The organism is Desulfolithobacter dissulfuricans, assembly GCF_025998535.1.
GTDB lineage: Bacteria > Desulfobacterota > Desulfobulbia > Desulfobulbales > Desulfobulbaceae > Desulfolithobacter > Desulfolithobacter dissulfuricans.
The window spans coordinates 1,115,423-1,136,777 of the sequence record NZ_AP024233.1; the positions used below are offsets into that span (position 1 = coordinate 1,115,423).

Consider the following 21,355-nt stretch of genomic DNA (forward strand, 5'->3'; position numbering starts at 1 on the left):
TGATTATGGCTCTGCAACCCTCCAGACGTGGATTGGCACCCAACCGCCGGGCCCCCTGGCGAGAACGCCTGTTCACCATCATTTTTGAATCCGACACCCCGGCCGGCAAGGCCTTTGACGTGACACTGATCCTGGCCATCGGGATCAGCGTCGGGGTGGTCATGCTCGATTCGGTCCGCAGTGTCCGCCAGCAGTGGGGACCATGGCTGCGGCTGGGCGAGGCGGTTTTCACCGTCCTCTTCACGGTGGAATACGTGGTCCGTCTGCTCTGCGTCCATGATCCCAGGCGGTATGCAACCTCTTTTTTCGGCATGGTCGACCTCGTCGCCTTTCTGCCTGGATGGATCGGCTTCTTCCTTCCCGGCACCTCCTACATGATCATTGTCCGCGTTCTCAGGATTCTGCGGGTGTTCCGGGTGCTCAAGCTGGGTGCCTACCTGAGCGAGGCCAATATCCTCCTCGCATCCCTGCGGGCCAGCCGCAAGAAGATCGAGGTCTTTCTCTTCACCGTGACCATGCTGGTCATTATCTTCGGGTCCCTCATGTATCTTATCGAGGGGAGGAAAACGGCTTCACCTCCATTCCCCGCGGCGTCTACTGGGCCATTGTCACCCTGACCACGGTGGGATACGGTGATATCGCCCCGGCCACCACTCTGGGCCAGGTGCTGGCCTCCATCATCATGATCTGCGGCTACGGGATCATTGCCGTGCCAACGGGTATCGTCTCGGCCGAAATGGTCAGGTCCGCGGGCGGGCCCAGGGAAGAGCGGGCCTGCACGGGTTGCGAGGCCCGGTTCCACGATCCAGACGCGGTGCACTGCAAATACTGCGGGGAAAAGCTGGAGGCACCCTGAAGGCTACCCTGGAGTTGTTACAGGCTGCCGTCGACGATTTCCGGGGGCAGCACGTGCTTGACATCGTAGACGACTGCCAGCTGGCGGCAGATGCGGTTGAAATCGTCCCGGTCCAGGTCCTGGAACTCCCGGTGGGCCACCGCCAGGACCACGGCGTCGTAATGGTTGTCCGGCAGTTCCCCGGTCATGGTCACCCCGTACAGGGTCCGGGCCTCGTCATGGTCGGCCCACGGGTCATAGATCTCCACGTTGGCACCATACGACTTGAGCTCGTCGATGATATCGATGACCCTGGTGTTACGCAGGTCCGGACAGTTTTCTTTGAAGGTCAGGCCGAGGATGAGGATGTTGGCATCGGCAACGTGGATGCGGCGTTTGAGCATCAACTTGACCACTTCCGAGGCGATATAGCGGCCCATGTCATCGTTGAGCCGCCGTCCGGCCAGTATCATCTCCGGATGGTAGCCGACCTCCTGGGCCTTGTGGGTCAGGTAGTAGGGATCCACGCCGATACAGTGTCCACCCACCAGCCCGGGCCGGAAGGGAAGAAAGTTCCACTTGGTTCCGGCTGCCTTGAGCACCTCCACGGTATTGATGCCGAGCCGGTTGAAGATCAGCGCCAGTTCGTTGACCAGGGCGATGTTGACGTCCCGCTGGGTATTTTCGATGACCTTGGCCGCCTCGGCCACCTTGATAGAGCTGGCCTTGAAGGTCCCGGCGGTGATGATGGTCCCGTAGAGGCTGTCGACGAAGTCGGCGATTTCCGGAGTGGAGCCGGAGGTCACCTTGACGATGGTGGGCAGCCGGTGTTCATGGTCGCCGGGGTTGATCCGCTCCGGACTGTAGCCGGCAAAGAAATCGTGGTTGAAGCGAAGGCCGGAAATTTCTTCCAGGATGGGAATGCACACCTCTTCGGTGGCCCCGGGGTAGACCGTGGATTCGTAGATCACCACGTCCCCTTCCTTGAGGACCTGGCCCACGGTCCGGGAGGCACCCTCCAGGGGCCGCAGGTCCGGACGCTTGTTGGAGTCGATGGGGGTGGGCACGGCGACGATATAGACGTTGCTCTCCTTGAGTTCCGCCACCTGGTCGGTGAAGTGGAGATCCCTGGCCCCCTGGAGTTCTTCGGAGCTGACTTCTCTGGTGACATCAATACCACGCTTGAGCTCCGATATCCGCCGGCTGTTGAGGTCAAAACCGGTGGTGGGCAGTTTTTTGCTGAATTCGACCGCCAGGGGCAGGCCGACATAACCAAGGCCGATTACGGCAACGCGGGTGGATTGCAGGTCTGGCATGGGAGTACTCCTGAAGTATCCTGGATAGATGACCCCGTGACCCGGATAGTGCGGCCGGGACACGGTTCTCGTAGAAGTGAGATTCAGCTTCCGGATTGGCCGCCGTAGTAGATTACGCCGCTGGAATCGGTTTCCCGGACCTCGACGGAATAGAGGCTGTAGCGGTCGGTGTTCAGAGGCTCGCGCAGCTGGTCGAACAGGTACATGGCAATGTGTTCCGAGGAGGGGTTGCGGCTGATAAAGGCCGGATGCTCGTTGAGATCGCAGTGGTCAAGTCCGTCGACGATGGCAGCCACCTGCTTCTTGAGGACCTTGAAATCGATGCCCATGCCCAGCTCGTCCAGGGCTGTGGCCCGCACGCAGACCTTGACCTTCCAGTTGTGGCCATGGGGTTTTTCGCAGTTTCCGGGGTAGTCGCGCAGGTGATGACCGCCGGAAAAATGGGTTTTTATAAAGATATCGAACATGTAATCTCCCTGAAAAAATTCGGTGCAAGGCTTGGGGAAAACAGTCTTGCAACCCTGCTCTTGAAAATGGTAAACAGGGGAACAACAAGGGCAGGCCACCGGGTGTCCTGACCCATGGCTGTCTGCTCTTTTTCCGCCTGCATTTCGATTATTGTAGCAGGATTATCCTCTCTTGACCAGTACCCAGGAGGCTGAATCTGTGAAGCTGGAAGTTTCCCTGTCTTCAGCCTGTTGTCCAGGATGGAGCCAGGTGATGCCTCCCTGTATTCCGGAACGTTGTCCACGCGGTTTTCGATTCACTGACCCGGATCCAGATAAGGATTGTGACGCAGTGCGTTTTATCGGCTTCTGCCGGCAGAGGCCGGTACAGGTTTCGAAAGGGTGCCCCGGTCTGCGGGTGTTGCAACAGACCGTTAAACTGTCTTTCAGGCTTATATTTTTTATATACTAATATTTTTTGTCACGGATTCAGGAGGAACAAATTCATGGCTGTGATAGCCCCGTTTCGGGGGTGCGCTTCAATCCAGACAAGATCAGGATCGAAGACGTGGTCACCCCGCCCTATGATGTCATCAGCGATGAGGATGGCGCTGCGTTGGTACAGAAAAATCCCTACAACATGATCCAGCTGGATCTGCGCAGTTCCTCGGAAAAGGCTGAGAAAAGCCGGGAACGTTATACTGGAGCCAGGGACCGGTTCGACTCCTGGCAGGAAGAGGCCGTTCTTATCCGTGACGAGAAACCGGCCATTTATCTTTATTATATAGACTACACCCATCCCTCCGGCCAGCGGCTTACCCGCAAGGGCATGGTGGCCCTGGTGGGACTGGCCGAGTTTTCCGAGGGTATTGTCAAGCCCCACGAAAAGACCTTTGCCGGCGTGGTCTCCGACCGGATCGAGCTCATGGATGAGTGCCAGGCCCAGTTCAGCCAGGTTTTTTCCATCTATCCCGACACCGAGCAGGAGATTATCCGCACCCTGGAACAGGCCCGCGAACCCGAACCGCTCTACCGGGTCACCGATTCAAGCGGCAACACCCACACCATCTGGCGGGTGACCGATCCGGCCGCCCTGGCGAGGGTGCAGCAGCTCTTTGTCGATAAGCCGGTATATATCGCCGATGGCCATCATCGCTACACCACCGCCCTGGGGGTACAGAAACGGGCCCGGGAGCGTAATCCCGATCTGCCTGCCGACAGTCCGTACAATTTCATCATGATGTACCTCTGTGCCCGTGAAGACGAGGGGCTCTCCGTACTTCCCACCCACCGGCTGGTGCACTGGCCCGGACGGATGAGTGCAGACGAGCTGGTCGAGCGGCTCAGGCAGGGCATGCACGTGGAGGAGGTCAGCGGCGGGATCCGTGATGCACTGATCGTGGCTGTGCTCCAGCGTATGGACGAGGCCGAGATGACCGAACACCTGCCGGCCTTCGGGGTCTATCATCCCGGAGAAGACCGCTGTTTTCTCCTCCGGATCCGGCAGGAGGTCCTGGAAAAACATGGATCGCTGCGCGGCAAACCGCCGGTGTTGCGGGATCTGGACGTGGTGGTACTCTCCGAGCTCCTGATCCACGATTACCTGGGGCTGTCCCATGAACAGTGCGTGCGAGACAACCTGGTCTCCTACATCAGTGACGTGGACGAGGCCCTGGACCGGGCCGTCAAGGCGAGTGTGGCCGATGACTCCGCGACTCCCCTTCTTTTTCTCCTCAATCCCACCCGGGTGGAGCAGGTAACCTCTGTGGCCGACAGCGGTGAGATCATGCCCCATAAATCCACCTATTTCTATCCCAAGATCATGACCGGCTTCCTGATCAACAAGCTGGAGGAAGATGAGCATATCCAGGCCTGAGGACGGCCCGGAGGCGCAAGAGGTTGTCCGGGAGGATACCCTTTTTTCCGGGCGGCTGCTCTGTCGTCAGCACGCCCGCGGATACCGTTTTTCCGTAGATTCCGTACTCCTCGCCGGAATGGTCCCGGTCCGACCGGGCGAGCAGGTGCTCGACCTGGGCTGTGGTTGCGGGGTGATCGGCCTCATCCTGGCTTTCAGGAACCCCGACATTCATCTGGCCGGCCTGGAACTACAGCCGTCCCTGGTTCGACTGGCCAGGGACAATGTGTCACTCGGTGGATTTGAGGACCGGTTCCGCATCGTCCAGGGTGATCTGCGCCATGTCGGCCGGTACCTGGAACCGGAATCTTTTGACCAAGTGGTCTGCAATCCGCCTTTTTACCCGAAGGGCTCAGGCAGGATGAGCAGGGCGGATGAGCAGCGGCTGGCCCGCCATGAAATCAGCGCCACTCTTGCTGATGTGGTGCGGGCGGCCAGATTCTGCGTCAGGAACCGTGGCCGGGTCAGCCTGGTCTATCCGGCCACGCGCCTGGGAGTCCTGGTTGCCACCCTCCAGGATCAACGGTTCGGAGTACAAAAAATTGTACCGGTCTACAGCTATCCAGAGGATGACCGGGCCCGGCTCGTGGTGGTGCGGGCGGTCAAGAATGGCGGCGACGAGACCCTGCTGGCACCGCCCATGTATATCTATGCCCACCGCAACGGCCCCTGGAGTCCAGCCATGGAGAAACTGTATGAGGAATGAGCGATGCTTGCAAAGGTACTGACCTGCGCGGTGACCGGAGTCGATGGGCGCCTGGTTCAGGTGGAGGTGGACCTGGCCCAGGGACTGCCCGGGTTTTCCACCGTCGGCCTGCCCGAGGGGGCGGTGCGCGAGGCCAAGGATCGGGTCCGGGCCGCCATCCGCAATGGTGGCTACGAGTTTCCCATCCGCCGGATCACCGTCAACCTGGCCCCGGCTTCCCTCAAGAAAGAGGGTGCCGGCTACGATCTGCCCATGGCGCTGGGTATTCTCGCCGCTTCGGGGCAGCTTCCCTGTGAGGACCTGGAGCAGACCGCCATTATCGGTGAGCTTTCCCTGGATGGCATGGTCCGACCGGTCCGGGGGTGTTGTCCATGGCCCTTGCCGCCCGGGAACAGGGACTGACCCGCTTCCTGGTCCCGGAAGTCAATGCCAGGGAGGCTGCGGTGGTAGAGGGGATCGAGGTCGTGGGAGTGACCCGGCTGGAGCAGGCAGTCGACATCCTTGCCGGCCGGGTGGACTTTTCACCGGTGCAGGTGGATCTGGAGACGCTTTTTCACCGCCAGGACCTGTACCCGTTCGATTTTTCCGAGGTCAAGGGTCAGGAGCATGTGAAACGGGCCCTGGAGGTCGCCGCGGCCGGCGGACACAATATCTTGTTGTCCGGGGTGCCCGGAACCGGCAAGACCATGATGGCCCGTCGTCTGCCCTCCATCCTGCCCGATCTCGTCCTGGAGGAAGCCATCGAGACGACCCGGGTCTACTCCGCCTCCGGCCTGCTGCCGGACGATGCCCCGCTGCTGGTGACCCGGCCCTTTCGCAGTCCCCATCATACCATCTCCGACGCCGGCCTGATCGGCGGCGGGCAGATGCCCCGGCCCGGCGAGGTATCGCTGGCCCATAACGGGGTCCTCTTTCTCGATGAGCTGCCCGAGTTTCGTAAACATGTCCTGGAGGTCCTGCGCCAGCCCCTGGAAGACGGTGCTGTGACCATTTCCAGGGCGGCTCAATCGCTCCGCTTTCCAGCCCGGTTCATGCTGGTGGCGGCCATGAATCCTTGCCCCTGCGGCTATCTGGGCGACTCCAGAAAGGAGTGCACCTGCACCCCGGTTCATATCCAGCGCTACCGATCCCGGCTTTCCGGGCCGCTTCTGGACCGGATCGACATGCATATAGAGGTGCCGCCGGTGCGGCTTGAGGACATGCACGACCGGGAGCCGGGCGAATCCTCGGCCGTTATCCGGCAGCGCGTCAACCAGGCCCGTCGCATCCAGCGGCATCGTTTCCGGAAGGCCGGGGCCATGTTCTGCAACGCGCAGATGGGACCGGCCCAACTCCGGGAGCACTGCCAGCTCGCAAGCGATGCAGCGGCGCTGCTCAGACGGTCCATCGAGGCCCTGGGCCTGTCCGCCAGGGCCTATAACCGCATTCTCAAGATCGCCCGGACCATTGCCGATCTTGAAGAGAATGCCGCCATCAACCGTAGCCATATCGCCGAGGCGATCCAGTACCGGCGGCTGCAGTATGAGCTGACCTGATTTTTCTTCTCTTCTTTTCTTCCCTCTCCCTTCTCTCTGTCATCAAGGCGGAGCTGTCTTGGCGCAAGTCCTCCTGGTTTCCTTTTGGCCGGCAGAATTCCGGCTTTTCAGGACCCCTTGATCAAGATCCGGGCCATCCTGCAACCCGGTACCCGGGGCGAACTGCTGGCTGAAAATTACTGATCCCCAAGCAACGCGCTCAACACCTGGTTGCATGCCTGAGCTTACCAGGATTCGTTACCGGTACCACTTTGTTACCGTTTGGGAACGGATTTCTCTGGAAAGTGTCACGAAGTGGTAACATCAGTTAATCTGCTGAAAAATATCAGTCTGTTTTAGCGTAATTGTTGAAACAGGTATGGTTGTTGCTTGCTATCCGGCATGTCTAGCGTACCACGCTGTGCATATCTGGTGTGTCACGCTGTGCAGATGATCCGGTTTCCCGGGGGAGCCGGATCGCAATTTGTCAATCACAAAAGTTTCAAGAGGAGGAACAATGCCCATTCTAAGTTATCTGGCACTGCCCCACAAAGGAGCCATGGACCAGCTCTGTGCTGACCTGTCAGATATGGATTATTGCGAAATCATTCCGGCGGAAAATCAGGAGGTGGTGGTTCTGGTCACCGATACTCCCGATGAGAAGACCGAAAAGACTCTTCAGGAAACGTTGAAAAAATTGCCTTCATTACAGTCACTCAGCATGACTTTTGGCCATAGTGCAGAACAATAAACAGGGAGAAGAAAGAGGATAACATGAAATTAAACAGAAGATCATTCATCAAGTCTGCGGCTGCGACCAGCGCCATTGCGGCGGCTGGGTCCATTTTCCCTGGGATCAGCTTCGCCAACTGGAAAAGACAGGACGGCTCCATCGGGCAGGTAACCTGGAAAAAGACCCCGTGCCGTTTCTGCGGCACCGGCTGCGGACTCCTCGTCGGCGTCATGGGTGACCGGGCCGTGGCAGTCAAGGGCGATCCCAATTGCAGCGTCAACAAGGGGCTCTGCTGTGTCAAGGGCTATCACTCCATCCAGGCCCTGTATGGCAAGGACCGTATCACCAAGGCCAAGGTCCGCAAAGGTGGCAAGATGGTGGAAGTGCCCATCGCCGAGGCCCTGGATCTGGTGGCCGCCAAGCTCCAGGAAACCAGAAAGAAATACGGCAAGGATTCTGTGGCCATCTACGGTTCCGGCCAGTGGACCATTCCGGACGGCTATGTGGCCTCCAAACTCTTCAAGGGTTGCCTGGGCACCAATAACGTCGAGGCCAACGCCCGGCTCTGCATGGCCAGCGCTGTAACCGGTTTCTTCACCACCTTTGGTATCGATGAGCCCATGGGCTGCTACGAGGATATCGAGCATGCCGATGTCTTTGTCACCTGGGGCAACAACATGGCCGAAATGCACCCGGTCCTTTTCTCCCGGATGCTCGCTTCCCGCAAGCGGCGTGGCAACGTGACCATCATCGATTTCGCCACCCGGACCACCCGGACCAGCCAGGCGGCCGACAAATCCATTATCTTTCGGCCCAACACCGACCTGGCGGTGGCCAATGCCATCTGCTACGAGATCATCCGTAACGACTGGGTGAACTGGGACTTTGTCGAAAAACATACCACCTTCCACAAGGGCAAGACCAATATCGGCTACGGTACCGAGGACCATTTCTCCTTCAAGGACAAGCCGGAGAGCATCACTTTCGAGGAGTACAAGGAGTTCCTCAAGGACTATACCCCGGAAAAGGTGGAAAAGATCTCCGGTGTTTCGGCCCGGGACATCAAGTACCTGGCCTCCCTGTACGGTGACCCGACCAAGAAGTGCACCTCCTTCTGGTGTATGGGTATGAACCAGCATGTCCGTGGAACCTGGATCAATAACCTGGTCTACAATATCCACCTGCTCACCGGCAAGATCTCCACCCCGGGCAACAGTCCCTTCTCGCTTACCGGCCAGCCCAGCGCCTGCGGCACGGTCCGTGAAGTAGGCACCCTGACCCACAAACTGCCCCATGGCGTGGTCATGAACGAGCATGACCGCAAGCTGGCGGCCGAGATCTGGGATGTGCCGGTTTCCAATATCGATCCCAAGCCCACCTACCATACCGTGGAGATGTTCCGGGCCCTGGATCGGGGCGACATCCGCTTCATGTGGATCCAGGTCACCAACCCGATGATCACCATGCCCAACCTGAACCGCTACCGGAACGGCGCCCTCAAGGAAGACCGGTTCATCGTGGTCTCGGATGTCTATCCCACCCCGACCACCGACGTGGCCGACGTGATTCTGCCGGCCACCTTCTGGATCGAGCAGGAGGGCATGTTCGGCAACTCCGAGCGCAGGACCCAGCATTTCGAGCGCATTGTTCCCGGTCCCGGCGAGACCATGTCCGACACCTGGCAGATCATCGAGGTGGCCAGGCGGCTCGGTTTCCAGAAGCAGTTCCCCTGGAGCGAGGAGAACTACATCGAGAAGATCTGGGAAGAGTATCGCCGTTTCCACAACAACCCCAAGCACAACATGGCGCCCTACAAGGTACTCAAGGCCCGCTCCGGGGTCCAGTGGCCCTTTGTCAACGGCAAGGAGACCAGGTGGCGGTTTAATGCCAAGTATGACCCGGCCTGCAAGCCGGGGACCGATTTCGACTTCTACGGCAAGAAGGACGGCAAGGCCTGGATCTGGGCCCGCCCCTACGAGCCGGCCGCGGAATCCCCGGATAAGGAGTATGATTTCTGGCTCAATACCGGCCGGGTGATCGAACACTGGCATACCGGCTCCCTGACCCGCCGGATTCCTGTTCTGCACCGGGCTGTGCCCGAGTCCTACGTGGAGATCAATCCCGAGGATGCCGCTGAGCTTGGCATTGTCAACGGAGAAAAGGTCCGGATCATTTCCCGTCGTGGATCGGTCGTCATGAAGGCCTCGATCAACGGTCGCGGTGTCCCGCCGCGGGGAATGGTCTTTGTGCCCTTCTTTGACGAGAGCTACAAAATCAACGAGGTCACCCTGGATGCTTTCTGTCCCATCTCAAAGCAGCCCGATTACAAAAAATGTGCAGTACGCCTGGAGAAAGCGTGATGAATATGACAGGTAGTATAGTTGGCAAGATGGCCCTCGCCATTGGTGCTGTCTGCTTGTCCTGGGCATGTGCGGCGCTGTTACTGCAGGCAGCGCCCGGTATTCCCCAGGGCTTTGACTGGAATGGCGAAAAGATCTATAAACGCTACGATGCAACGCCACTGGCTGCCATGAGCGGTACCGATGGCCGTCGCAATCTCAATACCTATTACGAGCGCCGCCAGTATCCCGGCTCGCCGCCCGTGGTTCCTCACTTTGTGCCCAAATCCTTTTCCGGAGATGGATCCAAATGTGTTTCCTGCCATGAAAATGGCGGCTATGTGGCAGAGCTGGACACTTTTGCCCCGGTGACGCCTCATCCGGAAAAGGAAAATTGCTTTCAGTGTCATGTCCCGAAGACCACGGACAAGCTGTTCGTGGATATCGACTGGGAATCGGTGAATCCGCCCAAGCTGGGGCGGTCGTACCTGGGTGGCTCGCCGCCGCCCGTGCCCCACAGTCTGCAGCTGCGTGACGACTGCATTGCCTGTCACACGGGCTCCGGTGCCGTGGCCGAGATCCGGGTGGAACATGGTTCGCGCGGCAACTGCCGTCAATGTCATGTCCCTGCGGTGACCATGGAAACATTTCAGAGAAACAACTGAGGGCAAGAGATACGTTATGAGCAAATTACCTTATCGTGCCGGTCTGTCCCTCCTGGCGCTGGCAGCGGTACTTCTGCCCATTCAGGCTGTCGGAGAGTCCGGCTCACACGGGTCGGGCTCGGTCATGGCCCGGATCAACCATGCGGTTGAACCGTTTGACAGCACGAAGATCGAATCGGCCTATCCTCTGCCGGTTACAACAGTGCGGGCCAAAGAGACCTATCAGGGCGGTACCTTCAGGGTGCTGGCCCGCAAGGGCGAGATCAAGCGTTTCCGCTGCAGCAGCTGTCACAACGACAAGCCCATACGGGTTCAGGACGGTGCGGTTCTGACCCACGGCGACATCAGGCTCAACCATGGTCTGGGGAGAATCAGCTGACCTGCATCGAGTGTCATTCCATCGAGAATCGAGATTTTCTGGTCGACAAACAGGGGCAGAAAATCGATTTTGACCACAGCTATCAGCTCTGTGGCAAATGTCATTTCCGCCAGAAGCGGGACTGGCTTGGAGGGGCGCACGGCAAGCGCGAGGCATACTGGGCTGGAGAACGGGTGGTGCGAAACTGTACCAGCTGCCACAACCCCCACTCCCCTGCCTTTCCTAAAAAGATGCCGGCGACATATTCTCTGCCGTTGGATTAAAAGGGGGTGAGATTATGGATTCCAGCAACAAGAAAGAAGATCGGATGCAGACAGAAGATATGCCTGAGAACAAGTCCTCCCGTCGCGACTTCATGAAGAACATGTCCATTGCCGCGGCAGCCGGTTCGGCGGGCCTGGTGGTCGGTGGCTGCAGTGGTTCGAAGGCTACCGAGGAAATGGGTCTCAAATGGGAGGAATATTTTAAGAAACACTACCGTTTGATGACCCAGGAAGAAAAAGACGAGACCGTGGCTCGGCTCGAGCGGCTGGCCAAGCTCCAGCGGGGCATCGATATCCAGATGTCCAACCAGGAGCCCCGTGAGAACGTCCTCTACGGCTATGCCTTCAATATTTCCCGCTGCAAGGGCTACATGGACTGCGTGGAGGCCTGCGTGCGGGAGAACAACCTGGATCGGAGGACCAAGACCCAGTATATCCGGATCTTTGAGATGGATCCGGGCAAACTGGATCCCTCCAGCGGTGATGGCAAGTATTTCCACGAAGTGCCGGTGGACAATAAATTTTACATGGGCGTCCAGTGTTTTCACTGTGAAAACGCCCCCTGTATCAAGGCCTGTCCCACCAAGGCCACCTGGCGGGAGCCCGATGGCATCGTGGTGGTGGACTATGACTGGTGCATCGGCTGCCGTTACTGCCTGGCGGCCTGTCCGTACTGGGGTCGTCGTTTCAACTGGGGCGATCCGGTGGTGCCCAAGGACGAAATCAATCGCAAGCAGCATTATCTGGGCAACCGTATGCGGATGAAGGGGGTCATGGAAAAATGTACCTTCTGCGTGCAGCGGACCCGCCAGGGCAAGCTGCCGGCCTGTGCCGATGCCTGTCCCACCGGTTCCAGGGTATTTGGAAATCTGCTTGATCCGAACAGTGAGATCCGTTTTGTCCTGCAGAACAAGAAGGTCTTCCGGTTCAAGGAAGATCTGGGGACCGACCCCAAGTTCTGGTATTTCATGGATTGATGGCACAAGGCCAATAACAGAAGGGAAAAATAATGACTACCAACCCAAGGAACGGATTCGTTGCTTTCATCTCAGACTGCCTGCGCTGGGCGTTTACCGGCGGTCTGGGATTCAAGATGTACCTGGCTGTCCTGCTCGGCCTGATGGTGTCCGGCGCCCTGGCGTACGGGCGCCAGTTCCAGGAAGGGCTGATGATCACCGGCATGAGTGATATTGTCAGCTGGGGCCTGTATATCTCCAATTTTACTTTTTTCGTCGGCGTGGCCGCTGCGGCGGTTATGCTGATCCTGCCGGCCTACATCCTCAAAGACCGGGATCTGCATGAAGTGGTGATCATCGGCGAGGGGGTAGCGGTGGGAGCACTCGTGATGTGTCTGCTCTTCATCACCGTGGATATGGGGGGGCCGCTCAAGGTGTGGCACATGATCCCGGGGATCGGGCTTTTCAACTGGCCCTCCTCCATCCTCACCTGGGACATGCTGGTCTTGAACGGCTACCTGGCCTTGAACAGTCTGGTGCCACTCTACATCCTCTATTCCAACTATCATGGCCGCAAGCCTGTGGGCTGGAAGTATCAGCCCTTTGTCTTTCTCTCCATCTTCTGGGCTGTCTCCATTCACATGGTCACCGCCTTTCTCTACCAGGGATTGCCGGCAAGGCCGTTCTGGAACAACCCGCTGCTTGGTCCCCGGTTCCTGGCCTCGGCCTTTGCCGCCGGCCCGGCGGTTATCATGATGGTCCTGATCGTGATCAAGGAGATGACCAACTATCCCATCGACCAGAATATTTTCAGAAAACTGAAGAGAATCATCGTGGTGGCTGCGGTCATCAACCTGATCATGCTTTTTTCCGAGGTTTTCAAGGAGTTTTACACCGTGACCCACCACTCGCTTTCGGCCCAGTATCTCTTCTTCGGGCTGGACGGGCACGATTCCCTGGTACCCTGGATCTGGTCGGCGATCAGTCTCAATGTTCTCGGGACCCTGCTTTTTGCCTTTGATCCGACAAAGTGCAATCCCAAGTATCTGATGGTGGCGGCGATCAGCCTTTTCACCGGTATCTGGATTGAAAAAGGCTTTGGGCTGATTATCCCCGGCTTCATTCCCTCGCCTCTCGGAGAGGTGGTGGACTACTCCCCGAGTACGCCGGAGATTCTCATAACCCTCGGTATTCTGGCCACCGGAGCCTTTGTGGTAACCATCCTGATCAAACCGGCCCTGGTTATAGAACACCGGTTCAGGGAAGGTCGGGCTGGATCCTCTGCCTGATCCTTCTTCTTACCTTCTGCAAGGCCGGACGCCCCTGTCTCCGCTCCCATTCCGGGGCCGGGCAGGGGCTTTTTTTTTCTGATTACCATCAATCTTCAGCATTGAAACCGGTGTCGGCCTCGTGTGCCAGGCGAAGCTCTGGCGAACCTGGTGGCTGCGATGCCACCCGCGGTAATTGCCTGTTCACCGCGAAATCGCCGACCCGGCGTGTAGGGGTAACCCGAATCGTCAAGCAGGGTCGGAAAAGGCCGTAAGGTCAGATAGAGTATAGGCCGTAACATCTGTGAACTCGATTCGGCCTCGTTACACATTTGGCGGCGGCGACCCTCCGAGGTCATGGGGAAGCCAGTCATTGACGCGATGAGACAACAGGAGCGTTGCGTTGGGCCGCCCGGGGTGTTTGGAGATGGCATGTACTCAAGGGAGCGCCAGGGAACCTGGGAGACCCGGCGGGACGGGCAGGGCAGCAGATAGCCCGAGTCCAAACGCTGGAGGGGAATGCATAACCCTCTGTGCGGTCCCGGCCGGGAGTCGGACCTGCCCATAGTAGTGTTGAAGCGGGGTAACTCCCGTGGAGCGAAGGGGCAGGACTTTGATCGTGTTTCTGACAATGGAGGAAGTCCCGCTTGGAGTACACATGTTTGTCTCCCACTACGGATAAACGGGCAGGGCAGGAGTTCGGCCTGAGCCCGAAGGTCTCCCTCTTGCGAAAGAAACTGGGCCACAAGGCCAAGCAGGAACCGGAGTTTCGATTCTATGCCCTGTACGACCGGGTGTATCGCCTGGATGTACTGCAAAGTGCCTGGAACCGGGTTTACGCCAATCGAGGCGCTGCCGGGGTGGATGGAGTAAGCCTTGCGTCCATCAAGGAGAGTTCGGAAGGTGTAGCAGGCCTGCTGCAAACAATACAGCAGGAATTGAAGGATAAGACCTACCGGCCCATGCCGGTAAAACGGGTCTATATCCCAAAGGCGAATGGAAAGATGCGTCCGCTGGGTATCCCGACCGTCAAGGATCGGGTTGTACAGATGGCGGTCCTGTTGATCCTGGAGCCGATTTTCGAGGCAGACTTTGAGGACTGCTCGTACGGATTCCGCCCGGGCCTTAAGGCCCATGATGCTCTCGCCGCGATTCGGCAGGCGCTCAAGGCGGGATTTACTGAAGTCCTGGATGCGGATCTGAGCAGCTACTTTGACACGATTGACCATGGCAAACTGATGCAATGCCTGGAGCGTCGAATAGCTGACCGATCCGTTTTGAAGCTGATCAGGATGTGGTTGAAAAGCGATATCGTTGAAGAGGATGGGCAGGGCGGTCGCAAGATCACTCGCTCCCGCAAGGGTACGCCACAGGGTGGAGTCATCTCGCCTTTGCTGGCCAACATCTTTCTCCATGAATTCGACCAACGCTTTCACAGCTCGGAAGGTCCCCGCAATTTTGCCAACGCAAGGCTGGTACGATATGCCGACGACTGGGTTATCATGGCTCGGTACATCGGACCTCGCATTCACGCCTTTGTTGACAAGACGCTGGGGGAACTCGACCTGATCCTGAATCGGAACAAGACAACCATAGTTAACTTGAAAGATCCCGGCAGTAGTTTTGATTTCCTTGGATTTACGTTCCGCTTTGATCGCAGTCTGTACGGAGCGGGCCGGTACCTGAACATTGTCCCTTCTGCCAAGAGCTTGAAACGGGCGCGAGAAAGGATACATGCTCTGACGATTCGCAGGATTCAAAAGCCGGTAGAAGAAGTAATTGACCACGTCAATCGATTTCTGATTGGCTGGGGCAACTACTTTTCCTTCGGATACCCGAAGGTATCGTTCAAGACGCTTGACTGGTACGTGCAGACCCGGTTCAGTCGCTTTATGAGGACACGGAGTCACCGGCACTGCCGGCACCTTGATGGAGCGTCGTTGTACAGGGCGCTCATGTCTAAGGGGCTGGTCTATCTGCATAAAAGAGCCGTCAACTCCCTGTGAATGCCTTGAGGCGAGAGATCATCGGAGAGCCGGATGCGGTAAAACCGCACGTCCGGTTCGACGAGGGGGCGCTGTCCGCAATGAGACCTCCTCTGATATGTAGTAGCCGCGTGCGGCAGGGCATAGTCGTTGAAGATCATTGTTGACAGCGCTCTACTCTACACTTGTTTCACGGGTGTCTGTGGCCTGGATGGCCACAGTCAAGCCCCCAGGGACGGGTTTATGGCGTCCCGTGAAACAAGTGAGGCCGACACCTTCGGGCATCGGTGGCTGAATTTCAGTGGTAATCAGATTTTTTTTTGTTTTTTTTTATACCCGGGACAGTGGTCCGGATCTCCCTTATGCCTGCCACCGCTTTTTACCCCGGCCTGCCTGCCTTTCCAGTCTCTCTTGATCAGTGGTTTGTCCTGCTTCCGGCAGGAAAAACATATCGGCTGAAAAAAGAAATAATTCGCGCTGTTTCAAAGTTTTTGTAATTCTTGTAGAATAACAGTGAGGCCATCAAGCGGATATTCTCCGAATTCTTGCAGGGAAGATCTGGCTACTTCCGGTCCGGCTGGCAGGCCTGGTTTCTTGTGCTCGCGTGCTGGTGGTCTGGCCGGTTTGATTTAACCCGCATATTTCACAATGATCGTGGCGAAAGGTCTGAAAACGCCGTGGATGCAAGGAACAGCTTCAAAAAGAGCCGCAGAAATATTGAAATATTTTGAGGACTCTTTTTGAAGCTGTGACGCAGCAGGCGCGGTGTTTTCAGGCCTTGCAGTAGATCGCTTGTGAAATATGCGGGTTAACACCCATGCAGGCTCCCACGGCCTGCACAACGAAACATGAGAGCTGTTGCCCCCTGGATGGCGCGACGAGACTTCCAGATAAACCAGCATGGCTGGATCAGGTAAGCGACCGAAGGGAGACTCCGGGTTTCGGCACGGCCAAGCCACAACAGATAGCGAAGACTTCGACCTATGAAAATCACAATGGAATTATTTAAACTTGTGGTGATTTTCAGATAAAGACTTTTCGGCAATAACGTAATCGGATCCTGTCGTCTCCTTGATCATTTATCATCACATCACCACCCGGATATCTGATACCAGCCGGCGCTGCTTGTTTGTCCACACTACCATGCGGGGGAGCGGTCCGGGTGACCGTTCTGTTTCCAGTTTTCAGCACCATGTCTGAGTCCGGAACAGCGAAGATATCGTTTCTGCGTCGTGGCAGGCAGTTCAATGGCGCCATCCGCCAGCGACTGGCGGTGCTGGTTATCCTGGTCTGCCTGGCCCTTGCCGGGGTGGTTGTCCTGGCAGACCAGGCGGCCCGGATGATATACAGTGCCCGCCTGGAAACCGCACTCAAACACATCGTCTTTGAAATCGACGAGTTTATTGTCATCCATCTGGGCCAGGCGGCCTCCCGTCTTGCCGGTTCGCTACTGGTCCGGCAGGCCTGCGGTGGCGATACCCCGGTGGATGAAACGGACCTGATCCGGGTGCTGAGCACGGCCCGGGACGTTCTGGATGCCGCCATTGTCTATGTCATGGACAGTGACGGCACGGTCATCGCCAGTTCGCCCTATGGGGATGGCCAGACCCTGACCGGAAAAAATTATCGCTTCCGACCCTACTTCACCAGGGCCATGGCCGGCGAGCCGTTCCAGTATGCCGCTGTCGGGGTGACCACCAACAAGCGGGGTATTTACTTTTCGGCCCCGGTATTTGCCGGGGACAAAACCACTCCGGCCGGGGTGGTGGTGGTCAAGGCAGGGCTGGAACCCATTGATTCGTTCATGGAGGTGCTCTCCGATGAACAGGTGGGACTTCTTCTTTCGCCCCATGGAATCGTCCTGTCAGCCACTGATCCCGATCTTCTCTTCAAGGCGGCCTTTCCCCTGTCATCCGAAGAACTGACCAGGCTCCGTGCCAGCCGCCAGTTCAGCGATCACCCGCTGGATCCCCTGCCATTTCAACTCACTGATTCCGTGGTGGAGTGGAACACCACCCGCTACCTGCTGAACATGGCTCCGCTGGCTCTCAATGGCTGGAAGATGGCCGTCCTCTATCCGGCTCCCTATCCATTGTTCGCTGTCCTGCTGGGCTGCCTGGCTGTTCTCGGTTTTGGTCTGACGGCATTCTTCATGATCATCCAGCGCCACAAGGAACACCTGCTGGTGGATGAGGTGCGCCAGGGGAGGCTTGAGCGACGCCGGGCCGAAGCAGATCGGCGCGAGGCCATGCAGGAGTTGGAAACGATCCTCAGTGCCAGTCTGGTCGGTATCGCCCTGGTTCGGGACGGGCGCGTCACCAATGTCAACGAGCAGTTGGGCAAGATCTTCGGCTACACCAGGAACGAGGTCCTGGGCGCGGATGTGCGTGATTTTTTTCCGTCCCGGGAGTCTTTTCGCAGCTTTGTCCATCAATTCGGCCGCCAGATGGCCAGGCGGGATCTGGAACATGTCGAATATCAGCTGCAGCGTAAGGATGGTACCGTTATCGACTGTCTGCTCAGTGGCAAGGCCATAGCCGGTCCGGATCTGAGAGAGGGCATGGTCTGGGTTGTGGCCGATATCACCCGCCGCAAGCAGGTGGAGCGTGACCTGGAGAAGGCGCGGGAACAGGCCGAGGCCGCCAGCCAGGCCAAGGGCGAGTTTCTGGCCAATATGAGCCATGAGATCCGTACCCCCATGAACGGTATCATCGGTCTGACCGATCTGTTACTTGCCAGTGAGCTGACAAAGACCCAGAGACAGCAGCTGGAACTGATCCGGGTCTCCTCGGACCGGCTCATGTATATCATCAACGACATCCTGGATTTTTCGAAGGTCGAGGCCGGCCGCATGCAGCTGGACCATCAGCCGTTTGTCCTCCGTGATCTCCTTGCCGATCTCAGCGGCAATCTCCAGGTTCAGGCCCGGGAAAAGGGACTTTCCTTTGGTATTGATATCGACGATAAGGTACCGGAGAGCCTGGTCGGTGATCCGGCCAGGCTCAGCCAGATTCTCATGAACCTGGCCGGAAACGGGATCAAGTTCACCCGTGAGGGAGGGGTGCGTATCAAGGTTGACCTGGAGAAAATCGATTCCGAAACAGACAGGGCCTGGCTCAGCTTTACCGTAGCCGATACCGGTATCGGCATAGCCTCCAAGGACCAGGAGGCCGTGTTCGAGGCTTTTGTCCAGGCCGACACCTCCCATTCCCGTCATTTTGGCGGTACAGGTCTGGGCCTGTCCATTTCACGGCGGCTGGTGGATCTCATGGGCGGAGCCATCGCCCTGGAAAGTGAGCAGGGCAAGGGAACCATTTTCACGGTCCGGATTCCCTTTACCGTGGTCTCGGGCAGGGTGGCCGCCGATGGTGGCGGCAGGTTGACCGAGATCCCGCCGGACTCCCCGGGCGGCGCCATTCTTCTGGTCGAGGATGAATACATCAACACAACCCTGGCCGTGACCCTGCTGGAGCAGGCCGGCTATCAGGTGAGCGTGGCGTCCAGTAGCCGGGAAGCGGTTACGTCCTGGCAGGCGGGCCAGTTTGACTGTATTCTCATGGATATCCAGATGCCGGACATGGACGGGCTCGAGGCCACCATGCGTATCCGGAAGATTGAACAGGAGAGGGGAGGCCATATTACCATCATCGCCATGACCGCCCATGCCATGGAAGAGGATCGGGCCCAGTGTCTTGCCGCCGGCATGGATGATTATATCGCCAAGCCCATCGATGCGGCTTCCCTTCTGGCTCTTTTACGCAAATATCTCTCCTCGGGTGGCCGGTCGGCGCAGACGCCACCTGTTTCGGAGGAAAATCGATGAAGCGGTTGGTGCTCCTGCTTGCCCTGCTGGCGGTCCTCGCCGGTTCCGGTTATTACCTTGGTACCGGCCTCAGGAAAGAGGCCCGTCCTGAAGATGTGATTCCGGCCTCGGCAAGTCTTGTTCTTGCCTGGGATAACCCCGTTGCCGCCTACCAAAGCTTCCGCCGGACACCGCTGGGAACCCGTCTCCGTGGTATCGATTGGGCCGGGGTCCTGGCTGATCTGGAAATGGACGAAGCTCTTTCCAAAACGATTCTCAAACAGATCCCGCAAATTGACCGGCTGGCCACTTCTTCCCTGGCCAGGGAATTTTTCAGCCGCCGGGTGTTTGTCACCCTGCTGCCTGCCCGGGAAACCGGGACAGGATCCGGTTCGATCCGGAAACAGTTTGTGGTGGTCACCGAGCCTGCCCATCCCGCCCGGATGTTCGAGCTGCTCGACACCGTTGTGGCCCCGGGACCAGGAGCCGTCATGGAGCAGTATCAGGGCAGAACCATCCGGAAATATCCCCTGGCCCACAAGCTGACCCTCTATGTGACCCGCATTGATGGTCTGCTGCTCGGTTCCCTGGATCCTGTGCCGCTCAGGCGGTGCCTGGATGAAAATCTTGCCCGCCTGACAAGGAGCCGGACAGGACTTGCAAACAACTCAGGGTATGCGGCCCTGATCAAGAAGGGCGGCCCGGCCCGAGATGTCTTTTTCTATGCTGATTCTTCCGGGATCGCCAACCTGGCTGCCGCCGCTCTGCTGGCCGGAGCGGACCGGAAGGTGGACCTGGAGTCGCTGCGTGGTTTCCTGGCTCCGCTGGAATGTGGTGCTCTGTTCCTGGACCGCGGCCGGGAGGTGCGGCGCCTGACCACGGTTCTCCGTCTGGATCCGGTTCGTCTGAGTCCCCTGGCGCAGAACCTGCTTGCCAGGAGGCCGGTCATCAACAGGAAGACCTCTGTCATGCCGGCAGACCTGGTGGTCTATTTCTGGTCCAACTGGCTTGATCTTCCCGCCTGGTGGCAGAAGATACCCGGGCCGAAGGCCAGGGAAATCGAAGCAGCGGTGCTTGAGCAATCTGGCTTGTCCATGGACGCATTTTTCTCGCTCTTTGGCGAAGAATTTGGTTTTAATGTGGCTGAGATCCGGACTTCCGGCTTTGTGCCGGTGCCGAGAATCTGTTTGTGCGTCGAACTGCGGGATCGTCAGCGATTGGCCGCCCTGCTGGATACCCGGCTTAAAGGTTTACCCCTGCGGCGGGAAAAGGTGGCCGGTGGAGAGATTGTCTCTCTGATGGCCGCCGGCGGGCTGATGCAGCCATCCTATGCCCTGTTGGAAAAATTTCTGATCGTCGCCGATGGCCGGGACCAGATCGATGCGATCCTGCCCGCCACCGTGAGTCCGGCCTCCCGGAGCGCCCGTCTTGCCGATGATCCTGATTTTATCCAGGTGGATGTGGGTATGATGAAACCGGCCAATGTGATCTTTTTTGCCCGTATATCCCGCCTGGTTCCCGGTCTCAAGGAGTTTGCCTCCTGGGGCAGCATCCTTTTGTCCATCTGGGACAAGGAGGCCGCGCGGAAAAGTCAGATCCTCGTGGACCGGATCGTCCACCCCCTGCTCGACGGGCTGTCCATGTTCCGGGCCCTGGCCCTGCGCGGTACGGTCCAGGGCAGGGATCTCGTCTGGCAGGCCGGGTTGAGCCGCGAGCGCAGCAAATTGCGGGAGAGCGACCACCGGTAGGAGTAACCTGGTGCCTGGCGGGGGTATCGCACTGACAAGAGAAAGCAACAGGGGGAACAGGAACCTCCTGTGGGAAAAGGAATCGAGATATCCATGGAAAAACTGATAGCAGAGTTGAAACAGGTGGTGGAGTTCAAGGATACCACCGAACCGGGGGACCTGGTGCTGGTGGTGGCCAAGGAACCGCAGATGCTTGTCTACGCCCTGGTTACCGCCATTGAACGGGATACCTCGCGTCGTGATGAATGGTGGCATGTGACCATGCAGGTGCTTACCGTGCCGCCGCAGAAGATGACCTGGACCCTGCGCACACCGCAAATGACCGGCCAGGAAATTTTTACCATGGGCGGGGAGGAGCGTTTTGTCAAGGCGGTCCGCTTCGACATTGACCAGCCTGGTCCGTCCAGGGAGCCGCGGCCCGGGCCGGATAAGAAAACAGCAAAGACCCGGCTCCGGGTTGTCAAATAGTCTGGTTGCGGGACAGG

The 21,355-nt window shown here is 58.2% G+C and carries 15 protein-coding genes and 2 pseudogenes; 14 read left to right on the plus strand and 3 right to left on the minus strand.

Going from position 1 to position 21,355, the window contains the following annotated elements:
* The first annotated feature begins 5 nt into the window (after positions 1-5).
* Positions 6-856: pseudogene (locus GF1_RS04885) on the plus strand (ion transporter).
* A gap of 17 nt (positions 857-873) precedes the next feature.
* Here the strand turns inward: GF1_RS04885 and tviB are convergent.
* From tviB to GF1_RS04900, 3 genes are all read right to left on the minus strand, one after another.
* Positions 874-2,151: a Vi polysaccharide biosynthesis UDP-N-acetylglucosamine C-6 dehydrogenase TviB gene (gene tviB, locus GF1_RS04890; RefSeq protein ID WP_267928505.1), complete on the minus strand. Its 1,278-nt coding sequence runs from the start codon at positions 2,149-2,151 to the stop codon at positions 874-876.
* An 83-nt stretch (positions 2,152-2,234) separates the two neighbouring features.
* Positions 2,235-2,618 carry a 6-pyruvoyl trahydropterin synthase family protein gene (locus tag GF1_RS04895; protein ID WP_267928506.1) on the minus strand — a complete coding sequence of 128 codons (384 nt, stop codon included), beginning with the start codon at positions 2,616-2,618 and terminating at the stop codon, positions 2,235-2,237.
* Positions 2,600-2,902, minus strand: coding sequence for a hypothetical protein (locus GF1_RS04900; RefSeq protein ID WP_267928507.1), 303 nt, complete (start codon positions 2,900-2,902; stop codon positions 2,600-2,602). Before GF1_RS04900 ends, GF1_RS04895 begins: the two co-directional genes overlap by 19 nt.
* A gap of 227 nt (positions 2,903-3,129) precedes the next feature.
* On the opposite strand from GF1_RS04900, the gene GF1_RS04905 reads away from it, so the two are divergent.
* The 13 genes and pseudogenes from GF1_RS04905 to GF1_RS04965 all read left to right on the plus strand — a co-directional run bounded on the left by GF1_RS04905 (position 3,130) and on the right by GF1_RS04965 (position 21,338).
* Positions 3,130-4,473 (plus strand): DUF1015 domain-containing protein, encoded by a 1,344-nt coding sequence (locus tag GF1_RS04905; protein WP_267928508.1) that lies wholly within the window; start codon positions 3,130-3,132, stop codon positions 4,471-4,473.
* A complete protein-coding gene (locus GF1_RS04910; RefSeq protein WP_267928509.1) occupies positions 4,454-5,218 on the plus strand; it encodes a tRNA1(Val) (adenine(37)-N6)-methyltransferase in 765 nt (254 codons plus the stop codon). The genes GF1_RS04905 and GF1_RS04910 overlap by 20 nt, the downstream gene beginning before the upstream one ends.
* A gap of 3 nt (positions 5,219-5,221) precedes the next feature.
* Positions 5,222-6,753 (plus strand): annotated as a pseudogene (locus GF1_RS04915) (YifB family Mg chelatase-like AAA ATPase).
* Positions 6,754-7,249: 496 nt separating this feature from the next.
* Positions 7,250-7,483 carry a hypothetical protein gene (locus tag GF1_RS04920; protein WP_267928510.1) on the plus strand — a complete coding sequence of 78 codons (234 nt, stop codon included), beginning with the start codon at positions 7,250-7,252 and terminating at the stop codon, positions 7,481-7,483.
* Positions 7,484-7,506: 23 nt separating this feature from the next.
* The gene (locus tag GF1_RS04925; protein ID WP_267928511.1) at positions 7,507-9,825 is read left to right on the plus strand and encodes a molybdopterin-dependent oxidoreductase; all 2,319 of its coding nucleotides are present in this window, start codon (positions 7,507-7,509) and stop codon (positions 9,823-9,825) included.
* Positions 9,825-10,469: a hypothetical protein gene (locus GF1_RS04930; protein ID WP_267928512.1), complete on the plus strand. Its 645-nt coding sequence runs from the start codon at positions 9,825-9,827 to the stop codon at positions 10,467-10,469. Before GF1_RS04925 ends, GF1_RS04930 begins: the two co-directional genes overlap by 1 nt.
* A gap of 16 nt (positions 10,470-10,485) precedes the next feature.
* Positions 10,486-10,848, plus strand: a complete 363-nt coding sequence (locus GF1_RS04935) for a hypothetical protein (RefSeq protein ID WP_267928513.1) — start codon at positions 10,486-10,488, stop codon at positions 10,846-10,848.
* 277 nt (positions 10,849-11,125) lie between these two features.
* Positions 11,126-12,088 carry a 4Fe-4S dicluster domain-containing protein gene (locus GF1_RS04940; RefSeq protein ID WP_267928514.1) on the plus strand — a complete coding sequence of 321 codons (963 nt, stop codon included), beginning with the start codon at positions 11,126-11,128 and terminating at the stop codon, positions 12,086-12,088.
* Positions 12,089-12,120: 32 nt separating this feature from the next.
* Positions 12,121-13,356, plus strand: coding sequence for a sulfate reduction electron transfer complex DsrMKJOP subunit DsrP (dsrP, locus tag GF1_RS04945; RefSeq protein WP_267928515.1), 1,236 nt, complete (start codon positions 12,121-12,123; stop codon positions 13,354-13,356).
* 641 nt (positions 13,357-13,997) lie between these two features.
* A complete protein-coding gene (gene ltrA / locus GF1_RS04950) occupies positions 13,998-15,341 on the plus strand; it encodes a group II intron reverse transcriptase/maturase (protein ID WP_267928516.1) in 1,344 nt (447 codons plus the stop codon).
* 1,171 nt (positions 15,342-16,512) lie between these two features.
* Positions 16,513-19,143: a response regulator gene (locus tag GF1_RS04955; RefSeq protein WP_267928518.1), complete on the plus strand. Its 2,631-nt coding sequence runs from the start codon at positions 16,513-16,515 to the stop codon at positions 19,141-19,143.
* Positions 19,140-20,870: a hypothetical protein gene (locus tag GF1_RS04960; RefSeq protein WP_267928519.1), complete on the plus strand. Its 1,731-nt coding sequence runs from the start codon at positions 19,140-19,142 to the stop codon at positions 20,868-20,870. The genes GF1_RS04955 and GF1_RS04960 overlap by 4 nt, the downstream gene beginning before the upstream one ends.
* 69 nt (positions 20,871-20,939) lie before the next feature.
* A complete protein-coding gene (locus tag GF1_RS04965) occupies positions 20,940-21,338 on the plus strand; it encodes a hypothetical protein (protein WP_267928520.1) in 399 nt (132 codons plus the stop codon).
* Positions 21,339-21,355: the final 17 nt, after the last annotated feature.